Origin of the sequence: Enterobacter sp. kpr-6 (assembly GCF_900116015.1) — a bacterium.
Lineage (GTDB): Bacteria > Pseudomonadota > Gammaproteobacteria > Enterobacterales > Enterobacteriaceae > Enterobacter_D.
This window is the reverse complement of sequence record NZ_FOYH01000003.1, coordinates 356,099-374,097: the sequence shown is the minus strand read 5'-3', so window position 1 is coordinate 374,097 and position 17,999 is coordinate 356,099. Positions and strand designations below refer to the sequence as shown.

Annotated in this window: 19 protein-coding genes and 1 pseudogene; 12 read left to right on the top strand and 8 right to left on the bottom strand. The window is 55.8% G+C overall.

Features of this window, described 5'->3' with window-relative positions; genetic code table 11:
- The first annotated feature begins 225 nt into the window (after positions 1–225).
- Positions 226–504: a stress-induced protein YchH gene (ychH, locus tag BM373_RS10740; protein WP_090461426.1), complete on the top strand. Its 279-nt coding sequence runs from the start codon at positions 226–228 to the stop codon at positions 502–504.
- A gap of 70 nt (positions 505–574) precedes the next feature.
- On the opposite strand, the gene dauA is transcribed toward ychH, so the two are convergent.
- The 4 genes from dauA to lolB form a co-directional block, all read right to left on the bottom strand.
- The gene (gene dauA / locus BM373_RS10735) at positions 575–2,254 is read right to left on the bottom strand and encodes a C4-dicarboxylic acid transporter DauA (protein ID WP_090461425.1); all 1,680 of its coding nucleotides are present in this window, start codon (positions 2,252–2,254) and stop codon (positions 575–577) included.
- Positions 2,255–2,378: 124 nt separating this feature from the next.
- Positions 2,379–3,326 (bottom strand): ribose-phosphate diphosphokinase, encoded by a 948-nt coding sequence (gene prs / locus BM373_RS10730; RefSeq protein WP_088218684.1) that lies wholly within the window; start codon positions 3,324–3,326, stop codon positions 2,379–2,381.
- 123 nt (positions 3,327–3,449) lie between these two features.
- Positions 3,450–4,316 carry a 4-(cytidine 5'-diphospho)-2-C-methyl-D-erythritol kinase gene (gene ispE / locus BM373_RS10720; protein ID WP_177220147.1) on the bottom strand — a complete coding sequence of 289 codons (867 nt, stop codon included), beginning with the start codon at positions 4,314–4,316 and terminating at the stop codon, positions 3,450–3,452.
- Positions 4,316–4,939 (bottom strand): lipoprotein insertase outer membrane protein LolB, encoded by a 624-nt coding sequence (gene lolB, locus BM373_RS10715; protein WP_090461423.1) that lies wholly within the window; start codon positions 4,937–4,939, stop codon positions 4,316–4,318. Before lolB ends, ispE begins: the two co-directional genes overlap by 1 nt.
- 201 nt (positions 4,940–5,140) lie before the next feature.
- On the opposite strand from lolB, the gene hemA reads away from it, so the two are divergent.
- The 8 genes from hemA to BM373_RS10675 all read left to right on the top strand — a co-directional run bounded on the left by hemA (position 5,141) and on the right by BM373_RS10675 (position 11,333).
- Positions 5,141–6,397, top strand: coding sequence for a glutamyl-tRNA reductase (hemA, locus tag BM373_RS10710; RefSeq protein ID WP_090461422.1), 1,257 nt, complete (start codon positions 5,141–5,143; stop codon positions 6,395–6,397).
- Between the two features lie 41 nt (positions 6,398–6,438).
- Positions 6,439–7,521: a peptide chain release factor 1 gene (gene prfA, locus BM373_RS10705; RefSeq protein ID WP_090461421.1), complete on the top strand. Its 1,083-nt coding sequence runs from the start codon at positions 6,439–6,441 to the stop codon at positions 7,519–7,521.
- On the top strand, positions 7,521–8,360 hold the full coding sequence (prmC, locus tag BM373_RS10700) for a peptide chain release factor N(5)-glutamine methyltransferase (protein WP_090461420.1): 840 nt from the start codon (positions 7,521–7,523) through the stop codon (positions 8,358–8,360). The genes prfA and prmC overlap by 1 nt, the downstream gene beginning before the upstream one ends.
- Positions 8,361–8,365: 5 nt before the next feature.
- Positions 8,366–8,758: an invasion regulator SirB2 gene (gene sirB2, locus BM373_RS10695; protein WP_090461419.1), complete on the top strand. Its 393-nt coding sequence runs from the start codon at positions 8,366–8,368 to the stop codon at positions 8,756–8,758.
- Between the two features lie 3 nt (positions 8,759–8,761).
- Positions 8,762–9,571, top strand: coding sequence for an invasion regulator SirB1 (gene sirB1 / locus BM373_RS10690; RefSeq protein WP_090461418.1), 810 nt, complete (start codon positions 8,762–8,764; stop codon positions 9,569–9,571).
- A gap of 36 nt (positions 9,572–9,607) precedes the next feature.
- Complete coding sequence (kdsA, locus tag BM373_RS10685) at positions 9,608–10,462, top strand: 3-deoxy-8-phosphooctulonate synthase (RefSeq protein WP_090461417.1); 855 nt, start codon at positions 9,608–9,610, stop codon at positions 10,460–10,462.
- 164 nt (positions 10,463–10,626) lie between these two features.
- On the top strand, positions 10,627–10,929 hold the full coding sequence (locus BM373_RS10680; RefSeq protein WP_090461416.1) for a type II toxin-antitoxin system MqsR family toxin: 303 nt from the start codon (positions 10,627–10,629) through the stop codon (positions 10,927–10,929).
- Between the two features lie 2 nt (positions 10,930–10,931).
- Entirely contained in the window at positions 10,932–11,333 is a 402-nt protein-coding gene (locus BM373_RS10675; RefSeq protein WP_090461415.1) for a type II TA system antitoxin MqsA family protein, read from the top strand.
- Positions 11,334–11,368: 35 nt separating this feature from the next.
- Here the strand turns inward: BM373_RS10675 and chaA are convergent, their stop codons facing one another.
- Positions 11,369–12,469 (bottom strand): sodium-potassium/proton antiporter ChaA, encoded by a 1,101-nt coding sequence (gene chaA, locus BM373_RS10670; protein WP_090461414.1) that lies wholly within the window; start codon positions 12,467–12,469, stop codon positions 11,369–11,371.
- A gap of 273 nt (positions 12,470–12,742) precedes the next feature.
- Here chaA and chaB point away from each other — a divergent pair, with 273 nt between their 5' ends.
- A complete protein-coding gene (chaB, locus tag BM373_RS10665) occupies positions 12,743–12,973 on the top strand; it encodes a putative cation transport regulator ChaB (RefSeq protein WP_090461413.1) in 231 nt (76 codons plus the stop codon).
- A 200-nt stretch (positions 12,974–13,173) separates the two neighbouring features.
- Positions 13,174–13,869, top strand: coding sequence for a gamma-glutamylcyclotransferase (locus BM373_RS10660; protein WP_090461412.1), 696 nt, complete (start codon positions 13,174–13,176; stop codon positions 13,867–13,869).
- A gap of 2 nt (positions 13,870–13,871) precedes the next feature.
- Here BM373_RS10660 and BM373_RS10655 read toward each other — a convergent pair whose 3' ends face one another.
- The 3 genes from BM373_RS10655 to BM373_RS10645 form a co-directional block, all read right to left on the bottom strand.
- Positions 13,872–14,117 carry a DUF1883 domain-containing protein gene (locus BM373_RS10655; protein ID WP_090461411.1) on the bottom strand — a complete coding sequence of 82 codons (246 nt, stop codon included), beginning with the start codon at positions 14,115–14,117 and terminating at the stop codon, positions 13,872–13,874.
- 212 nt (positions 14,118–14,329) lie between these two features.
- Positions 14,330–16,114, bottom strand: coding sequence for a methyl-accepting chemotaxis protein (locus tag BM373_RS10650; protein WP_090461410.1), 1,785 nt, complete (start codon positions 16,112–16,114; stop codon positions 14,330–14,332).
- A gap of 107 nt (positions 16,115–16,221) precedes the next feature.
- Complete coding sequence (locus BM373_RS10645; RefSeq protein ID WP_090461409.1) at positions 16,222–16,572, bottom strand: DsrE/DsrF/TusD sulfur relay family protein; 351 nt, start codon at positions 16,570–16,572, stop codon at positions 16,222–16,224.
- 67 nt (positions 16,573–16,639) lie between these two features.
- On the opposite strand from BM373_RS10645, the pseudogene nasR reads away from it, so the two are divergent.
- A pseudogene (gene nasR, locus BM373_RS10640) lies at positions 16,640–17,820 on the top strand (nitrate regulatory protein NasR).
- Positions 17,821–17,999 lie beyond the last annotated feature (179 nt).

The following is a 17,999-nucleotide window of genomic DNA, read 5'->3' as shown; positions in this document are numbered from 1 at the left end:
GGTGTGAGTGAGATTGACAAAATTCTGCGAGCGAACCTGAAAAGCGAAATGATTTACTCATTGAACTATTAGAAACTCATGCACTTCAAATGTTTATATGTAAAGTTGTGTTTACCGGATGTTGGTAATTGTGATCGCGCCCGCAACCGGTAAAAGGTTAGCCGCCTATAATTTACCCAATCAGATGAGGGTTTTCTCACATAACCAGATTTCCGGAGGTGCTGTATGAAACGTAGAAACGCTTCATTACTCGGTAATGTGCTGATGGGGTTAGGATTGATGGTCATGGTGGTCGGCGTCGGCTACTCCATTTTGAATCAGCTTCCGCAGTTAAATCTGCCACAATATTTCGCTCACGGTGCTATTTTAAGCATCTTCGTTGGCGCTATCTTCTGGCTGGCCGGGGCGCGTATCGGCGGACATGAGCAGGTGTGTGATAAATACTGGTGGGTGCGCCACTACGACAAACGCTGCCGCCGCGATCAAAATCACCGCCATAGTTAACAGCGAACAAAGAAAACGGCTCTTATGAAAGAGCCGTTTTTTATTGCGCGTTGCAGGTTTAACGCCGCACTCAGATATCTGCCAGCGCCGCGTTTCTGTCCGGGTAGAACGCCAGTCGTCCCGGAATCGGCTGTATACGCGCGCGTGCCATGGTGCGCAGTGGCTGAAATTCCAGATTGCTCACCCGCAGTTCGCAACCTTCCGGCAGACGTTTTACGAAGCGTTGAAACGCATCCAGCCCGCCGGCATCCAGCACCGGCACGGCATCGCATTTCAGTACCACGATACGTTTACCGGCGATGCGGGATTCCAGGTCAGTGAACAGCCCATCAGCGGCAGCAAAGAACAGCGGGCCGATCACGCGTAATACCAGCACATCCGACGGCACTTCAACGTTAACCGGCGCAAGCCGCGTCATTCGCGCGATGCGCCGCATAAACAGCAGGGAAGCCAGCACAATCCCGACGCTGATGGCGATCACCATGTCAAACAGTACGGTCAGCGACATGCACATCAGCATGACGATGATGTCGTCTTTCGGACCGCTGCGCAGCAGGTTCACGACCTTGTGCGCTTCACTCATATTCCACGCCACCATCAACAACAGCGCCGCCATGGCGGACAAGGGCAGCCAGGAAAGCAGCGGGGCGAGGATCAACAGCGCCATGATGACCAGAATGGCGTGGATCACTGCCGAAACCGGCGATGTGGCCCCGGCGCGCACGTTGGCGGCTGAACGGGCAATGGCGGCGGTGGCGGTGATGCCGCCAAAAAACGGCGCAATCATGTTGCCGAGGCCCTGACCAATCAACTCACTGTTGGCTTTATGGCGCGTTCCGGTCATGCCGTCGAGAACTACCGCGCAAAGCAGGGACTCAATCGCACCGAGCATCGCCATTGAGAATGCCGCGGGCAGCAGTGCCTGGAGAGACGCCCAGCTCAGCGTAAAGCTGGAATCCGGCAGATCCCAGGGCAAAATCAACTGCGGCAAAAGCTGTGGAATACCGTTACCCTGGGTGCCATTGGCCAGCAGATAGTGAAACTGTGAACCGATGGTCGCGACGTGTCCGCCGAGCAGGTTCACTACAGCCATCACCGCGCAGCCAAGCAGCAACGCCGGGAGATGGCCGGGCAGACGGATGCCCAGACGCGGCCAGGTGATCAGCGTTCCGAGTGTGACGATGCCGATTGCCGCATCGCCGGGGTTAATCGTTGGTAGCGCCATGACCAGCGCGCCCACTTTTTGCAGGTAATGCTCCGGCACATGCGCCATCTGCAAGCCAAGAAAATCTTTGATTTGCATCGTACCGATGGTGATGCCGATCCCCGAGGTAAAGCCAAGCGTGACCGACAGCGGAATGTATTCAATCAGACGGCCAAAGCGGGCCAGCCCAAACAGCACCAAAAAGAGGCCGGACATGAGGGTCGCGACCAGCAATCCGGCCAGGCCAAACTGCTGCGAAACGGGGTAGAGGATCACCACGAAGGCGGCGGTGGGGCCGGAAACGCTAAAGCGCGATCCGCCCGAAAGCGCAATGACAATCCCGGCGACCGCCGACGTATAAAGTCCGTACTGCGGGGCAACACCGCTGCCAATAGCCAGCGCCATGGCAAGGGGGATAGCAATAATGCCGACGGTAATCCCGGCGATCAGATCGCGGGTAAAACGTGACAGGGTATATTTTTCTTTCCAGCAAGCGTCGATGAGGGCGCGAAAAGGCAAAACATCAGAAGACGTTAATTTTTTCACAATGTCATTTTCATCCGTTCGCAACCATCAATGTTATGAATGTAAAATGATGGATGCATAAATCATACAAATAAAACTTACAGACAAAAAAACCCGCCGTAGCGGGTTTTTAAGCTGTGTCCGATTAATGCTCGAACATAGCGGAGATGGATTCTTCGTTGCTGATACGACGAATCGCTTCGGCCAGCATACCTGACAACGTCAGAGTACGAACGTTCGGCAGAGATTTGATTTCATCCGTTAATGGAATGGTGTCGCATACCACCACTTCATCAATAACAGAGTGACGCAGGTTGTTGGCTGCATTGCCGGAGAAGATCGGGTGAGTCGCATAAGCAAATACGCGTTTCGCACCACGTTCTTTCAGCGCTTCAGCCGCTTTACACAGCGTACCACCGGTATCGATCATGTCGTCAACCAGCACGCAGTCGCGGCCCGCAACGTCACCAATAATGTGCATGACCTGGGAGACGTTCGCACGCGGGCGGCGTTTATCGATAATCGCCATGTCGGTGTCATTGAGCAGTTTTGCAATTGCACGAGCACGCACAACGCCGCCGATATCCGGAGAAACCACAATCGGGTTATCCAGGTTCAGTTGCAGCATGTCTTCGAGCAGGATCGGGCTACCAAATACGTTATCAACCGGCACATCAAAGAAGCCCTGGATCTGTTCAGCATGCAGGTCAACGGTCAGTACGCGGTCAACGCCCACGCTTGAGAGGAAATCAGCGACAACTTTTGCGGTGATAGGTACACGCGCGGAACGCACACGGCGATCCTGACGGGCATAGCCAAAGTAAGGAATAACGGCGGTGATACGGCCTGCGGAAGCACGGCGCAGGGCATCAACCATAACAACCAATTCCATCAGGTTGTCGTTCGTGGGGGCACAAGTGGACTGGATGATGAAAATATCACCACCGCGTACATTTTCGTTAATTTGTACGCTGACTTCGCCGTCGCTAAAGCGACCTACGGCGGCGTCGCCGAGAGAAGTGTACAGGCGGTTGGCAATACGTTGTGCTAGTTCCGGGGTGGCGTTACCAGCAAAAAGCTTCATATCAGGCACGAGAAGAACCTCAGGCATGCGTCCAGTGGTGGATAGATTTGCCGAAATGTGCGGGTCAGGCAAAACTCTATCCAGGCGGTGTATTAAAGAGCGCGATGCAACGTCTGGAACGGGGTGACGTTGTCACCGGAGCTCAGGTTGCCCAAACGTGGCCTGCTTAAGCGGCGAAAGGTTTACACCCTGCGCTACAAAACCATTAAGCCAGTCCGGGGCTTGCTCAAGCACCTGACGCGCAAAGGACTCGGTGTCAAATTCAGCAAAGACACAAGCTCCTGTGCCAGTCAGGCGCGACGGCGCGTATTCTAACAGCCAGGAAAGCGCCGCATCAACCTTACGAAAACGTTTTCTTGCGATAACCTCGCAATCATTGCTGAATTCACAATTTAGTAACGTATTTATTGACCTTTTCGGCGTGTTGCGTGGCAGCTCGGGATCGTTAAAAATCACCGGCGTCGGAATGCTTACCCCCGGATGCATGACCAGATACCACTTTTGCGGCGGATCTACCGGGGTAAGCATGTCGCCCACGCCCTCCGCAAAAGCGGCATGTCCGCGTACAAAGACCGGCACATCGGCCCCAAGACGCAGGCCGAGCGCGGCAAGTTCATCTTCCGACAGACCGCAGCCCCATAACTGATTAAGCGCAACCAGCACCGTGGCGGCATTGGACGACCCGCCGCCCAGTCCGCCGCCCATCGGCAGCCGTTTTTCAACGCACAGGTCGGCACCGCTTCCCGCCGGCAGACAGTCGCGTTCGGTAGCTGCCTGCATTAACAATCGCGCGGCGCGCACGATTAAGTTTTCCTCATCCGGCACGCCTGCCACCGGTGTCAGAAGACGGATCACGCCGTCAGTGCGCGGCTTAATGCCGATCGTGTCGCCGTAATCCAGAAACTGAAACAACGTCTGCAGATCGTGGTAGCCGTCGCTGCGCTGACCGGTGATATATAAAAACAGGTTTAATTTCGCCGGGGAGGGCCACTGGGTCATCATTTTACAATCCAGTTATCCATTTTCAGTTTGATGCGCTGCCCGTCCTGGGTCAGTTCCATATTGGATGGCATAGACGGTTTGGTTTTGTCATCGTAGCCGCCGTACACCACTTTCCAGGTTTTGCCGTTTTGCGTGTAATTAAGCTCGCTCAGGCGGTACTGGCTGTCGAGTTTGTAATCGGTGGAGTCGCCCGGCAAACCAAGGATCCACTGACGCAGGCTGTTCAGCGGGATTGGCATCCCGGTCAGCTTGCCGATCATCTCTTCGGCGTCAGTATCGGTATAGCGCTGGCCTTTATTATCCACCAGTTGAACTTCACCCGGACGCGCGTTCAGCTCAAGCTCCGTACTGCCCAGCGGATTGGTCAACAGCAGGCGGTAGTTATCCTGACCGGTCTGCTGCCAGAAATAACGGGCATAGACTTTCTGACTGTCAGAAAGATAAGCAAATGCGCCGCGCGTCTGATACTGGTTAAGATTGCGGACATCCTGCTGATGTTGACGCCACTGAGGTGAATCCGGGCTTTTTCCGGGGCCTTTCGGTGCGGTAACGGTACAGGCGGTAAGCACCAGGCTTGCGAGGGGCAGAAGGCGAAGCAGTCGGGAATCAGGTAACGTCATAGCGGTGGTAAATCCTTGAGTTACGTTGCAATGATAATGGTTAATGCTAGCGCCGCGGGCGCATAGCGTCTACGTTCAAGTTGTCTTAAATCATTAAATTACCAATTACTCCAAAAGGGGGCGTTCTCTTTTATTGACCTCGCGCATCCTGTATGATGCGCTCAGACTAACCTTATCAACGCTGGTACTACTCCCGCTGACATGACTCTTTTAGCGCTCGGCATCAACCACAAAACCGCTCCGGTAGCGTTGCGAGAACGTGTGACGTTTTCGCCAGACACGCTGGACCAGGCGCTGGAAAGCCTTCTGGCACAGCCAATGGTGCAGGGCGGAGTGGTGCTGTCTACGTGTAACCGAACCGAGCTTTATCTCAGTGTAGAAGAGCAGGACGATTTACAAGAAGCGTTGATTCGCTGGCTGTGCGATTACCATCATCTGAATGAAGAAGAGTTACGCAAGAGTCTGTACTGGCATCAGGATAACGATGCGGTCAGCCATCTCATGCGTGTCGCCAGCGGGCTGGATTCACTGGTGCTGGGCGAACCGCAAATCTTAGGTCAGGTGAAAAAAGCCTTTGCCGATTCCAGTCGCGGGCATCTCAATGCCAGCGAGCTGGAGCGCATGTTCCAGAAGTCCTTCTCCGTTGCCAAACGCGTGCGTACTGAAACCGATATCGGTGCCAGCGCCGTCTCCGTGGCCTTTGCCGCCTGTACCCTGGCGCGGCAGATTTTCGAATCCTTATCGACCGTCACGGTGCTGCTGGTCGGCGCAGGCGAGACCATCGAACTGGTGGCGCGTCATCTGCGCGAGCACAAAGTGCAGAAGATGATCATCGCCAACCGTACCCGCGAGCGTGCGCAGGTGCTGGCTGATGAAGTGGGCGCAGAGGTGATTTCACTCAGCGACATCGACGAGCGCTTAAAAGACGCCGATATCATCATCAGTTCCACCGCCAGCCCGCTGCCGATTATCGGCAAAGGCATGGTCGAGCGGGCGCTGAAAGCCCGCCGTAATCAGCCGATGCTTTTGGTGGACATCGCCGTTCCGCGCGATGTGGAGCCGGAAGTCAGCAAAGTGGCGAACGCCTATCTGTACAGCGTGGACGATTTGCAAAGCATCATTTCGCATAACCTCGCGCAGCGAAAAGCCGCCGCCGTGGAAGCCGAAACCATCGTCGTCCAGGAAACCCAGGAATTTATGGCCTGGCTGCGTGCGCAAAGCGCAAGCGCTACCATCCGGGATTATCGCAGTCAGTCTGAGCAGGTACGTGATGAACTGACCGCCAAAGCGCTCGCCGCGCTGGAAAAAGGCGGCGATGCGCAAGCCATTATGCAGGATCTGGCATGGAAGCTGACCAACCGCCTGATCCACGCACCAACCAAATCTCTCCAGCAGGCCGCCCGTGACGGGGATGACGACCGCCTGAATATTCTGCGCAACAGCCTCGGGCTGGAATAGCGCAACCAACTCTAATAACAGAACAGGGTGCATTTACGCCTATGAAGCCTTCTATCGTTGCCAAACTGGAAGCTCTGCACGAGCGCCATGAAGAAGTCCAGGCGCTGCTGGGTGATGCGGCGACTATCGCAGACCAGGATCGCTTTCGTGCCTTATCGCGCGAGTATGCGCAATTAAGCGATGTTTCACGCTGCTTTACTGACTGGCGACAGGTTCAGGAAGATATTGAAACGGCACAAATGATGCTAGACGACCCGGAAATGCGCGACATGGCGCAGGACGAGTTGAGCGAACTGAAAGAGAAAGTGGAAGAGCTTGAGCAGCAGTTGCAGGTCTTACTGCTGCCGAAAGATCCGGATGACGAGCGCAACGCGTATCTTGAAGTGCGTGCCGGGACCGGTGGTGACGAAGCCGCGCTGTTTGCCGGCGATCTTTTCCGCATGTACAGCCGCTACGCCGAAGCGCGTCGCTGGCGCGTCGAAATCATGAGCGCCAACGAAGGCGAGCATGGCGGCTATAAAGAAGTGATTGCCAAAGTCAGCGGTGAGGGCGTCTACGGACGACTGAAATTTGAATCCGGCGGCCATCGCGTGCAGCGCGTTCCGGCGACTGAATCACAGGGGCGTATTCACACCTCCGCCTGTACCGTGGCGCTGATGCCGGAGTTGCCGGAAGCGGAACTGCCGGATATTAACCCGGCGGATCTGCGCATCGACACCTTCCGCTCATCAGGTGCGGGCGGTCAGCACGTTAACACCACCGACTCGGCGATCCGTATTACCCACCTCCCGACCGGGATTGTGGTGGAGTGCCAGGACGAACGTTCCCAGCATAAAAACAAAGCCAAAGCGCTGTCAGTGCTCGGCTCGCGCATTCGCGCCGCTGAAATTGCCAAACGCCAGCAGGCGGAGGCTTCCACCCGTCGCAACCTGCTCGGTACCGGCGATCGCAGCGACCGCAACCGCACCTACAACTTCCCGCAGGGGCGTGTGACCGACCACCGCATCAACCTCACGCTCTACCGTCTGGATGAAGTGATGGAAGGTAAACTGGACATGCTGATTGAGCCGGTGGTGCAGGAGTACCAGGCCGATCAGCTTGCCGCGCTGTCCGAGCAGGACTAATGGAGTTCCGGCAATGGCTGGGGCAGGCGATCCCGGCGCTTTCGGGCAGTGAAAGCCCGCGCCGCGATGCCGAGATCCTGTTGGGCTTCGTCACGGGAAAAACGCGCAGCTTTATTCTCGCCTTTGATGAAACGCCGCTCACCCCCGCGCAGCAGGAACAGCTTGCGCAACTGCTTGCCCGCCGTGTGGCGGGTGAGCCGATTGCCCATCTGGTCGGCGTGCGCGAATTCTGGTCGCTGCCGCTGTTTGTCTCTCCTGCAACGCTAATCCCGCGCCCGGACACCGAATGCCTCGTCGAACAGGCGCTGGCCCGACTGCCCGCCGGGGCCTGCCAGATCCTCGATCTCGGCACCGGCACCGGTGCGATTGCACTGGCGCTGGCGAGCGAGCGACCAGATTGCGCGGTCACGGCGGTGGATATGATGCCGGACGCGGTCGCCCTCGCAGCGCGTAACGCTGAGCATCTGAACATCCGCAACGTCACGGTTATGCAAAGCCACTGGTTTAGCGCTTTACGCGGTCAGACATTCACCATGATTGTCAGTAATCCGCCGTATATCGACGAGCAGGACCCGCATCTCTTGCAGGGCGATGTTCGTTTTGAACCGCGCACCGCGCTGGTGGCGGCCGATCAGGGGCTGGCGGATCTGGCGCTCATTATTGATGAGGCGCGCGATTATTTGCAGCCTGGCGGTTACCTTCTGCTTGAACACGGCTGGCAGCAGGGCGCGGCTGTCCGCGCACGCTTTGCCGACGCGCACTATGTGGAGATAGAAACCTGCCGGGATTATGGCGACAATGAACGCCTGACGATTGGCCGTTTGCCTTTACAGGAGTGATAGCAATGAGTGCGTTTCGATTCCTGATTACGCTTCACCTCGCCTGCGTGGTGTCGACCATCAGTTTGTTCGTCCTGCGTTATTGGTGGAAATATACCAATAATGCTAAGTTATCAATGCGTTGGGTACGCGTCGTGCCACACGTCATTGATACGTTGCTGCTGTTAAGCGGGGCGGGGTTGATCTGGATAACGCACTATTTACCTTTTACTGTTAAAGGCGCATGGCTGACTGAGAAGCTGTTTGGCGTTATCATCTACATCGTTTTGGGTTTTATTGCGCTTGGGCGTCATCGTCCTCGCAGCCAGCAGGCCGGTTTTCTGGCCTTTCTGCTGGGGCTGGTGGTGCTGTACATCATCATTAAACTCGCCACCACAAAAATACCGTTACTGGGGTAAGTGATGAGGTCGTTGGCCGATTTCGAATTTAATAATGCACCATTGTGTGACGGGATGATCCTCGTATCGGAACTTATCCGCGACGATTTTCCTTCGCAGTATGTGTATGACGAACTGCACGCGCTGGTCGCGCTCGCCCGTGAAGAGATTAGCGAGGCGAAGCCGCAGGACTGGCAGCTTGAAAAACTTGTCGCCCTGTTTTACGGCGACTGGGGATTTACCGATACCCGTGGCGTTTACCGCCTGTCGGATGCGCTGTGGCTGGATCAGGTCCTGAAAAACCGCCAGGGCAGCGCCGCCTCGCTTGGCGCGATTTTGCTCTGGGTCGCGGAACAGCTTGATATCCCGCTTATGCCGGTGATTTTCCCCACGCAGCTCATTTTGCGCGCGGAGTGGATGGACGGCGAAATGTGGCTGATCAATCCTTTTAACGGCGACACCCTCGACGAACACACGCTGGATGTCTGGCTTAAAGGCAACATCAGCCCGATCGCTGAACTCTATAATGAAGATCTCGACGAGGCCGACAACTCAGAAGTGATCCGCAAACTGCTGGATACGTTAAAATCAGCCTTAATGGAAGAGCAGCAGATGGAGCTGGCGTTGCGCGCCAGTGAAGCGCTGTTACAGTTCAATCCTGAAGATCCCTATGAAATCCGCGACCGTGGGCTGATTTACGCGCAACTGGAATGCGATCATGTGGCGCTTAATGATTTAAATTATTTTGTAGAGCAGTGCCCGGAAGACCCTATTAGCGAAATGATCCGCGCGCAGATTAATAACATCGCGCATAAGCAGATCACGCTGCATTAATGCACTCATTCGATTCAAACCTGATAAGGCAATTCTATGAAACAAAAAGTGGTTAGCATTGGCGACATTAACGTAGCGAACGACCTGCCGTTTGTACTCTTTGGTGGTATGAACGTACTGGAATCCCGCGATCTCGCGATGCGCATTTGTGAACACTACGTGACTGTGACCCAGAAAATGGGCATTCCGTATGTGTTTAAGGCCTCTTTTGATAAAGCCAACCGCTCATCGATTCATTCCTACCGTGGCCCAGGCCTCGAAGAAGGGATGAAAATTTTCCAGGAACTGAAGCAGACGTTTGGCGTGAAAGTCATTACCGACGTGCACGAAGCAAGCCAGGCGCAGCCGGTTTCTGAAGTGGTAGACGTTATCCAGTTACCTGCCTTCCTCGCGCGTCAGACCGATCTGGTGGAAGCGATGGCGAAAACCGGCGCGGTTATCAACGTCAAAAAACCGCAGTTTGTAAGCCCGGGCCAGATGGGTAACATCGTTGATAAATTCCGTGAAGGCGGCAACGAGAAAGTGATCCTGTGCGATCGCGGCGCGAACTTCGGTTACGACAACCTGGTTGTCGATATGCTCGGTTTTAGCGTGATGAAGAAAGTTTCCGGTAACTCGCCGGTCATTTTTGACGTGACCCACGCGCTGCAATGCCGCGATCCGTTTGGCGCAGCGTCCAGTGGTCGCCGTGGTCAGGTAACGGAACTGGCCCGTGCGGGCATGGCAACCGGTCTGGCGGGTCTGTTTATTGAAGCGCACCCGGATCCAGCCAATGCCAAATGCGACGGCCCGTCCGCGCTGCCGCTGGCCAAACTTGAGCAGTTCCTGACGCAAATCAAAGCGATTGACGACCTGGTGAAAAGTTTCGACGAACTCGATACTGAAAACTAAGTCCTGTTTTGAAAGCGCCACGTTGTTTTTCACAACGTGGCGCTTTTTTGCATCTTACTCTGCGTAACCCCCCGCAAAACTTAAAACCTTTTTTCCTCACTGCTTGCCCCCGGCAACTCCCCTCATTAACCTGTTTGCATAATTTGGCTTTTAGGTTAATACTGATGACTGAGAAAGGAACGGCGCATACCCGTCTGAATGTCGTAAAAGCCTTAGTGCGTGAGGGCAAGGCTCGTACCACAGTAACAGCGTTAAACGATGCAGCGGCACTGGGATTTTGTAGCCGGAAAGAGATGTTTGACGTGGTGTTGGCGCTGGAAACAAGGGACTTTTTTAAAAGCATGACAGCCTATGATGACCACACCTGCTGGCATGAGGTTTATCGTCCTGTTTATCGCGGACAACGAATTTACATGAAGTTTATCGTTCAGGACGGCGTGCTGATCGTATCGTTTAAGGAGCTATGACCATGAAATGCCCTGTTTGCGGTGGCGCGGAACTCAAACACGAAACCCGTGATGTCGTATACGAGTATAAAGGCCGTCAAACCGTCGTGCGCGATCTCACCGGAGAGTATTGCAACGCCTGTGGTGAAATGGTGCTAGGTGATGAGGCGGGCGATAAATATATGGCGGCTATTACGGCCTTTAACCGGGCCGTTAATGCGGAATCGGTCGATCCGAAATTTATCGCCAGGGTGCGTAAGCGTTTAAAACTCGACCAGCGGCAGGCAGCGGAGATATTTGGTGGGGGAGCCAACGCGTTTAGCCGCTATGAAACAGGCCGTGTCGTGCCGCCGAAACCCCTTGTTCTGCTTTTCAAAGCCCTGGATAAATACCCGGAACTGTTTGAAGAACTGAAGAAGGCCTAATCTTCCCCTCTCCTTGCGGGAGAGGGGAGAAATCATCATGCAAATATCGTCATCAAATACGCAATAAACAGTGCTAAATGGGCAGCCCCATTGAGGACATTTGTGCGTCCGGTCGAGAATGAAAGCTGACACAGCAGCAGCGACGCCAGCATCACAATCATCTCCGGCCCGCCTAAACCAAATACCAGGTCATTACCTGTCGCCCAGGCGATCAGCGTCACCACCGGCACGGTCAGCGAGATGGTAGCCAGCACCGAGCCAAAAAACAGATTCATCGCGCGCTGAACCTGATTATTCAGTACGGCGCGCAGTGCGCCAAGTCCTTCCGGGGAGAGGATCAGCAGGGCGACCAGGAAGCCGGTAAAGGCGACAGGGGCATTCAGTTCTGTCAGCAGCGTTTCCAGCGGATTGGCGTTCACTTTGGTCACGGCAATCACCGCCACCAGATGCACGACCAGCCAGGCGGCGTGCCAGATATTGCTGTGCGCCGATGGCTTCCCGTGATGGGGATCGTCGTCGTCCGCCTCATCTTCATGCTCGTAAACGAACAGGCTCTGGTGCGTTTTAGTCTGGATCAGTAAAAAGACGCCGTACATCGCGGCAGAAATCAGCGCCACCAGCAGCGCCTGCGCGGTGGAGAAATTCGCGTCCGGCAGTGCCATCGGGAACACCAGCACAATCACCGCCAGCGGGAAAAGGGCGATCAGATACTGTTTAATGCCGAACAGATTCATATACTGCGTGGCGAATTTTTGCCCGCCGAGCAGCAGTGAAAAGCCAACCAGCCCGCCGGTGACAATCATAATGATGGAATAGAGCGTGTCGCGCATCAGCGTGGGTGCGGCATCGCCGGTCGCCATCAGCGCGGAAATCAGACTGACCTCAAGGATCACCACCGAGAGGCTTAAAATCAACGAACCATACGGCTCGCCCAGACGGTGCGCCAGCACATCGGCGTGGCGCACAACGCTAAATGCGCTGCTTAAAATCCCCACCAGCGCCAGCAGGTTGATGCCGATCACCACTGGCAGTGACTGACTGCTTCCCCAGAGCAGTAAGACTGCCAGTGCTACCAGCGGAAAAATGAGGGTCGTCTCCTTGTGGCGGGTCTTAACCGCCTCGTGCGTTGTGGCCATGTTTAAACTCCATTTTGCAGGTGCGTGTTCAGTATAGTTAAAAAATCTCAGCCACTTAAAATAGCAGACACCGGTATTTATCGTGTCAATGTTTACTTAATTTTACGGCCATCGATGAGTTTTAAGGTAAACGCGTCATATCATGAAAACTCTTCATTAAAGTTCTTAAATAACAGATAAATAGCATTATGATAAATGCAGAATAGAGCGCGGCTGGCGAGCGCGGCGATTGTCGTCCACACTTACTATTCTGCCAAAAAGAGGAGCCAACCGATGCCTTATAAAGCCAGAACCGATTTACCTGACAATGTACAGAACGTGCTGCCCGCCCACGCGCAGGACATCTACAAAGAGGCGTTTAACAGCGCATGGGATCAGTACAAAGATAAAGACGACCGGAAAGGCGATGCCAGCCGGGAAGAGACGGCGCATAAAGTCGCCTGGGCCGCCGTCAAGCATGATTACGAAAAGGGCGACGACGATAAATGGCACAAAAAGAAATAACACGCTGAAACAGCAAAAAATTGTACATCTTTTCCCCGTCTGGCCGATAAAAAGCTAAGCGGGCCGCACCGATGTTGACTTGCAAGCGGCCCGCGAATTGCATATCGTCTTACGCTGTTGCTTTCTTATAAGGCAGCAGAAAGCCCTGGATGGCGTCAAAAAAGTAGTTGCAGGGAAGCGGGCAGTGGCGGAGGTGTACGATGTTAACGCGTGATTTTTTAATTAAAGCAGATTGTAAAACGGCCTTTGGCGATATCGAAGAATCGCTGTTGTGGTCAGCCGAACAGCGGTCAGCGTCCCTTGCGGCCACGCTTGCCTGTCGGCCCGATGACGGGGCGGTATGGATCTTTGGCTACGGGTCACTGATGTGGAACCCGGCGCTGGAATACAGCGAATCCTGCACCGGCACGCTGGTGGGCTGGCACCGGGCATTTTGCCTGCGTCTCACCGCTGGTCGCGGCAGCGCCTGCCAGCCGGGGCGTATGCTTGCACTGAAAGAGGGCGGGCGCACCACCGGCGTCGCCTATCGCATTCCTGATGAATCCCTCGAAGAAGAACTCTCGCTGCTCTGGAAGCGTGAAATGATCACCGGCTGCTATCTGCCGAGCTGGTGCAAACTGACCCTCGACGATGGCCGCACGATTAATGCGCTGGTGTTTATCATGGACCCGCGCCACGCGCTGTATGAGTCCGATACCCGCGCGCAGGTGATTGCCCCGTTGATCGCCGCCGCCAGCGGTCCGCTTGGCACTAACGCTCAGTATCTTTTTTCGCTGGAGCAGGAACTGATCAAACTCGGCATGCATGACGACTGCCTGGTCGATCTGGTGGGAAAAGTGCGGGGATTGTTAACCGGAGAAAAACCGGGCCCGGAAATGCAGCCCGGATTTGCCTGAGATCAGGCAGCCACAAAGCTGATGGAATGTTCCAGAGACTGACTGTGGCTGTCGATCAGCACATTCCAGGTGCCGCTGTAAGGCACCGTCAAATATGCGCGATCCCGGTTCTGGACGCTCAAAATATCGGTTTGCGTGTCCCGCGCGCGGCTTTTCGCGCTCATCAAATGAATATGACAATTTTCGGAACAGCGCACGACCACTGTATCCCCACCAAATAACGTCAAACTTGCTTTAACCAGCGCCATTTTTAACCCCGTCAAAAAATAATAACGCGCTCCCTGCGGAAATTCCCACGCGTGATGTTGTTCACAATTCACTCGTGGCATAACACCAAATGGGGAGGGCGGGGATGCTGATTTTGATCAAAAAATGGCGTAACGATTAAACAAAAGTGACAAAATTCGAAAAAAATGAAAAGCGGCGCGTGAAAGCATTAAAAACACGCACCGCGCTGCGATTAAATACGGAAATGTCCGGCAGTTTCAGCCAGCTCTGCCGCCTGCGACTGAAGCGCGTCAGCGGCAGCGGCAGACTGTACCACCAGTTCGGCGTTCTGCTGCACCATACGGTCGAGATCAATCACCGCGTGGTTAATCTCCTGAATCCCCTTCATCTGCTCGCTGGTCGCCACGGTAATCTCCCGCATGATCACCGACACGCTGTCGATGCTGGAGACGATATCGCCCATGCTTTCACCCGCCAGACGCACATAGCGCGAGCCGGTTGAGACGCTCTCAGTGGTCGATTCAATCAGCGTTTTGATCTCTTTCGCCGCCTGCGCGCTGCGGCTTGCCAGCGTACGCACTTCTCCGGCCACCACCGCAAAACCGCGACCCTGCTCACCGGCGCGCGCGGCTTCCACCGCGGCGTTCAGTGCCAGGATATTGGTCTGGAAGGCGATGCCGTCGATCACGCTGGTGATATCGCCAATTTTAGCCGACGCCTCTTCAATGGATTGCATGGTGGTGATCGCCTGTCTCACCACGCTGCCGCCGCGTGACGCCGCTTCCGAGGCCACGTGCGCCTGGGTATTCGCCTGGGCTGCGGAATCGGTAGACTGGCCCACCGAGGCGGTGATCTGTTCCACGGCGCTGGCGGTTTCACGCAGGCTGGATGCGGCCTGTTCGGTGCGCCCGGAGAGATCCTGGTTGCCCGCCGCAATTTCCTGCGCAGCGTATTTCACCGAGGTACTGGAATCGCGCAGTTTAACCATCACCACCGACAGCTTATCGCTGAAGGCGTTAAACGCATGGGCGATTTCGGCCACCTCGTCATTGCCGTTTTCCGGCAACCGCTGGGAGAGATCGTCCGTGCCATTGCTGATCGCGTGCATCGCATCACGAATGGTCATCAGGCGTTTGAGCAGGGTTGCGACCAGCCAGTGCATCACCGCGCCGCCAATCAGCACCAGCACAACCAGCGACAGCGCCGAGGCTTTAAGCTGAGCGATAAGCCCGGTAGTGGCATCATGGGTATCCAGCGCCACCACCAGCAGCCAGTTTGTGCCGCTGATTTTTTTCGCCAGCAACTCTTTGGTGGCACCCATGTAGGTCCCTTCAACCACATTGCCCGCCTGCAAGCCGGCAAACGACGTCTCAGCAATCGCCTCAGAGAAAGGCTTGAGGGTGAGTTTTTCGTTGCTGGCGGCGATCACCGTACCGTCGCTGTCCAGCAGCAGGCCGCTACTGGCGGGCGTTGGCTGAATGCCGCGCACGTTGGCAACCACGCTGTCCATGGTCACATCGCCCGCGACCACGGCGGTCAGGGTGCCGTTCTCTTTAACCGGTACGGCGAAGGTCACCACCAGTTTGCCGGTTCCGGCATCGACATACGGCGCGGTTACTACCGGCGCATCGGCTTTCAGTACCTGCTGATACCACGGGCGGACAGTCGGATCGTAATCCGCAGGCACCCCGGTCGGATCGGAGAATTTCGCCGTCTTGCTGGCATAGCCCACATACACATTGGTGAAACCGCCTGCGTGTGCGATTTGCGTAAAGACCGGAACCGGATCGTCAGTCAGCGCCACGCTTTGCAGCGAGGTCACCATCATCATCTTGCTGTTCACCCAGTCGGCAATCGCCACACCGTGGCTGTTACTGGTGCTGGTTAAAATATCCTGGCGGTTTTTCTGATTATCCTGGCGTGCGACCTGGTAGTTGATCACGGTGTTAAGAAGTAAAGCGACGGCAAGGCAGCCGGCTGTCGCCACAATAATGCGAGCGCGAATGGATCTGAACATGATGTTGTACCTGCTGTGTTGTTATGAAACAGCTATCGGCAACACAGCAGGCAAACTTGATGGTTTAACAACTGCTATAAGAAAAATATATTAACAGCGAGAAATTATTAGAAAGTGAGCACTTTGTCCGCCGCCAGCGTCCACTGCGCCAGCTCTACCAGCGTACCGATCGCCACACCGTCGATCAGCGGCAGATCGGTGATGCCACGGCCATCGGTGCAGGTTTTGCACAGTTTAACCGGAACATCCTGAGCGGTGAGGATCTCCAGCATCTGCTGAATGTTATAGCCCTCGGCGGGTTTCTGCCCACGCAGTCCGGCGGTGACCGCATCGGACATTAAAAACAGACGCAGGGTGATGGACGGGTCCTGTTCACGCAGGGCAATGGCCAGACGCAGGCTGTTAAACAGGGATTCACTGCCGTATGCCGCCCCGTTGGCGACGATCACGATTTGCATTCTTCACTCCTTCGACAAGGCATGATTATTGCTTTGTTCACCCAGGATTTTAACCGGGAGAACAAGCATGACCACAAATGCTGGCGGCAGTAACAGCGCCATCGACTGGTTTCGTTACGCGCGCCAGATCCAGAAACAACAACTCCGCCAGTTAGCGCAGTCGGGTGAGCTGGCAAGCAGGATCTGCCATCTGGTGCACATGCTACAGTGCGAACGCGGCGCTTCCAACATCTGGCTCTGTTCAGAAGGGCGATTATATGACGCGGAGTGTCGTGCCAGCCGGGCGCTGGTGGATGAACACATTGCCGCGTTTTTATCGCTGCTTGATAAGGAACGGCTGACCAGCAGCGCCCTGTGCCAGCGCATCGCGGCGGCGCTCCGGGATCTGGAGCTACTGCCCGCGCTCCGGGAGGACGTGCGGGAAAAACGCCTCGATGCCGCCGCTGTCATGGAACAGTTCAGCCAGACCATCCGGCACCTGTTAAGCATCGTGCCGCAGCTTAACGACAACATCGACGACCCGCGCATCGTGCGCCACGTTGTCGCGCTCTACAGCGTGATGCAGGGTAAAGAGCTGGTAGGGCAGGAGCGGGCGACGGGCGCGCTGGGCTTTACCCTGGGGCATTTCAGTGACGCCCTGCGTCAGCGGCTGGTGGATCGCATCGACGGCCAGCAACCCTGTTTTGATACCTTTCTTTCCCTCGCAGGCGAGGAGATGGCGCAGGTTTTTCATACCCGCTGCGGGGCGACGCTTGAAATCGAGCAACTGCGACGGCTGGCCTGCACCCGGCAGCCGCCTGCGGATCGCGGCGAAAGCGCATTGCACTGGTTTGTGCTGCACACCCAGCGGCTCGAACACCTCCGCGCGCTGGAGGAGGCGTTAATCGAGGCCCTGATGCGCGCGGTGGAGGCGTTACTGGCTGATGATAATGACCCTGCCACCTGGCAGGAACCCGCAGAGGACGCGCTGGCGCTGCGCCCCGACAACCCGCTGTTACCGCTGGTCCGCCAGCAGGCGCGCGAACTGGAACAACTCACCGCACAACTGGCGTCGCTGAAGACCACCCTGGAGGAGCGCAAGGTGATCGACCACGCCAAAAGCGTGCTGATGAATCATCAGAATATGAGCGAAGAGCAGGCCTGGCAGTGCCTGCGCAAAATGGCGATGGACAAAAATCAGCGCATGGTGGAGATCGCCCAGGCGCTGCTGACGGTGAAAAATCTCTGGCAGTAACCCCTAGGGAGTAGTTGCACGGTTTATGGGCATTTGCTGCACATGGGCAGTGCGTACCCCTCACCCCGGCCCTCTCCCCTGGGGAGAGGGAGAAGGGCGGGTTCGTGCGCGTTCTGTCCCCTCTCCCACGGGGAGAGAGCAGTTCGCGGACTGGTTTTCCCCCTCTCCCTAAGGGAGAGGGCCGGGGTGAGGG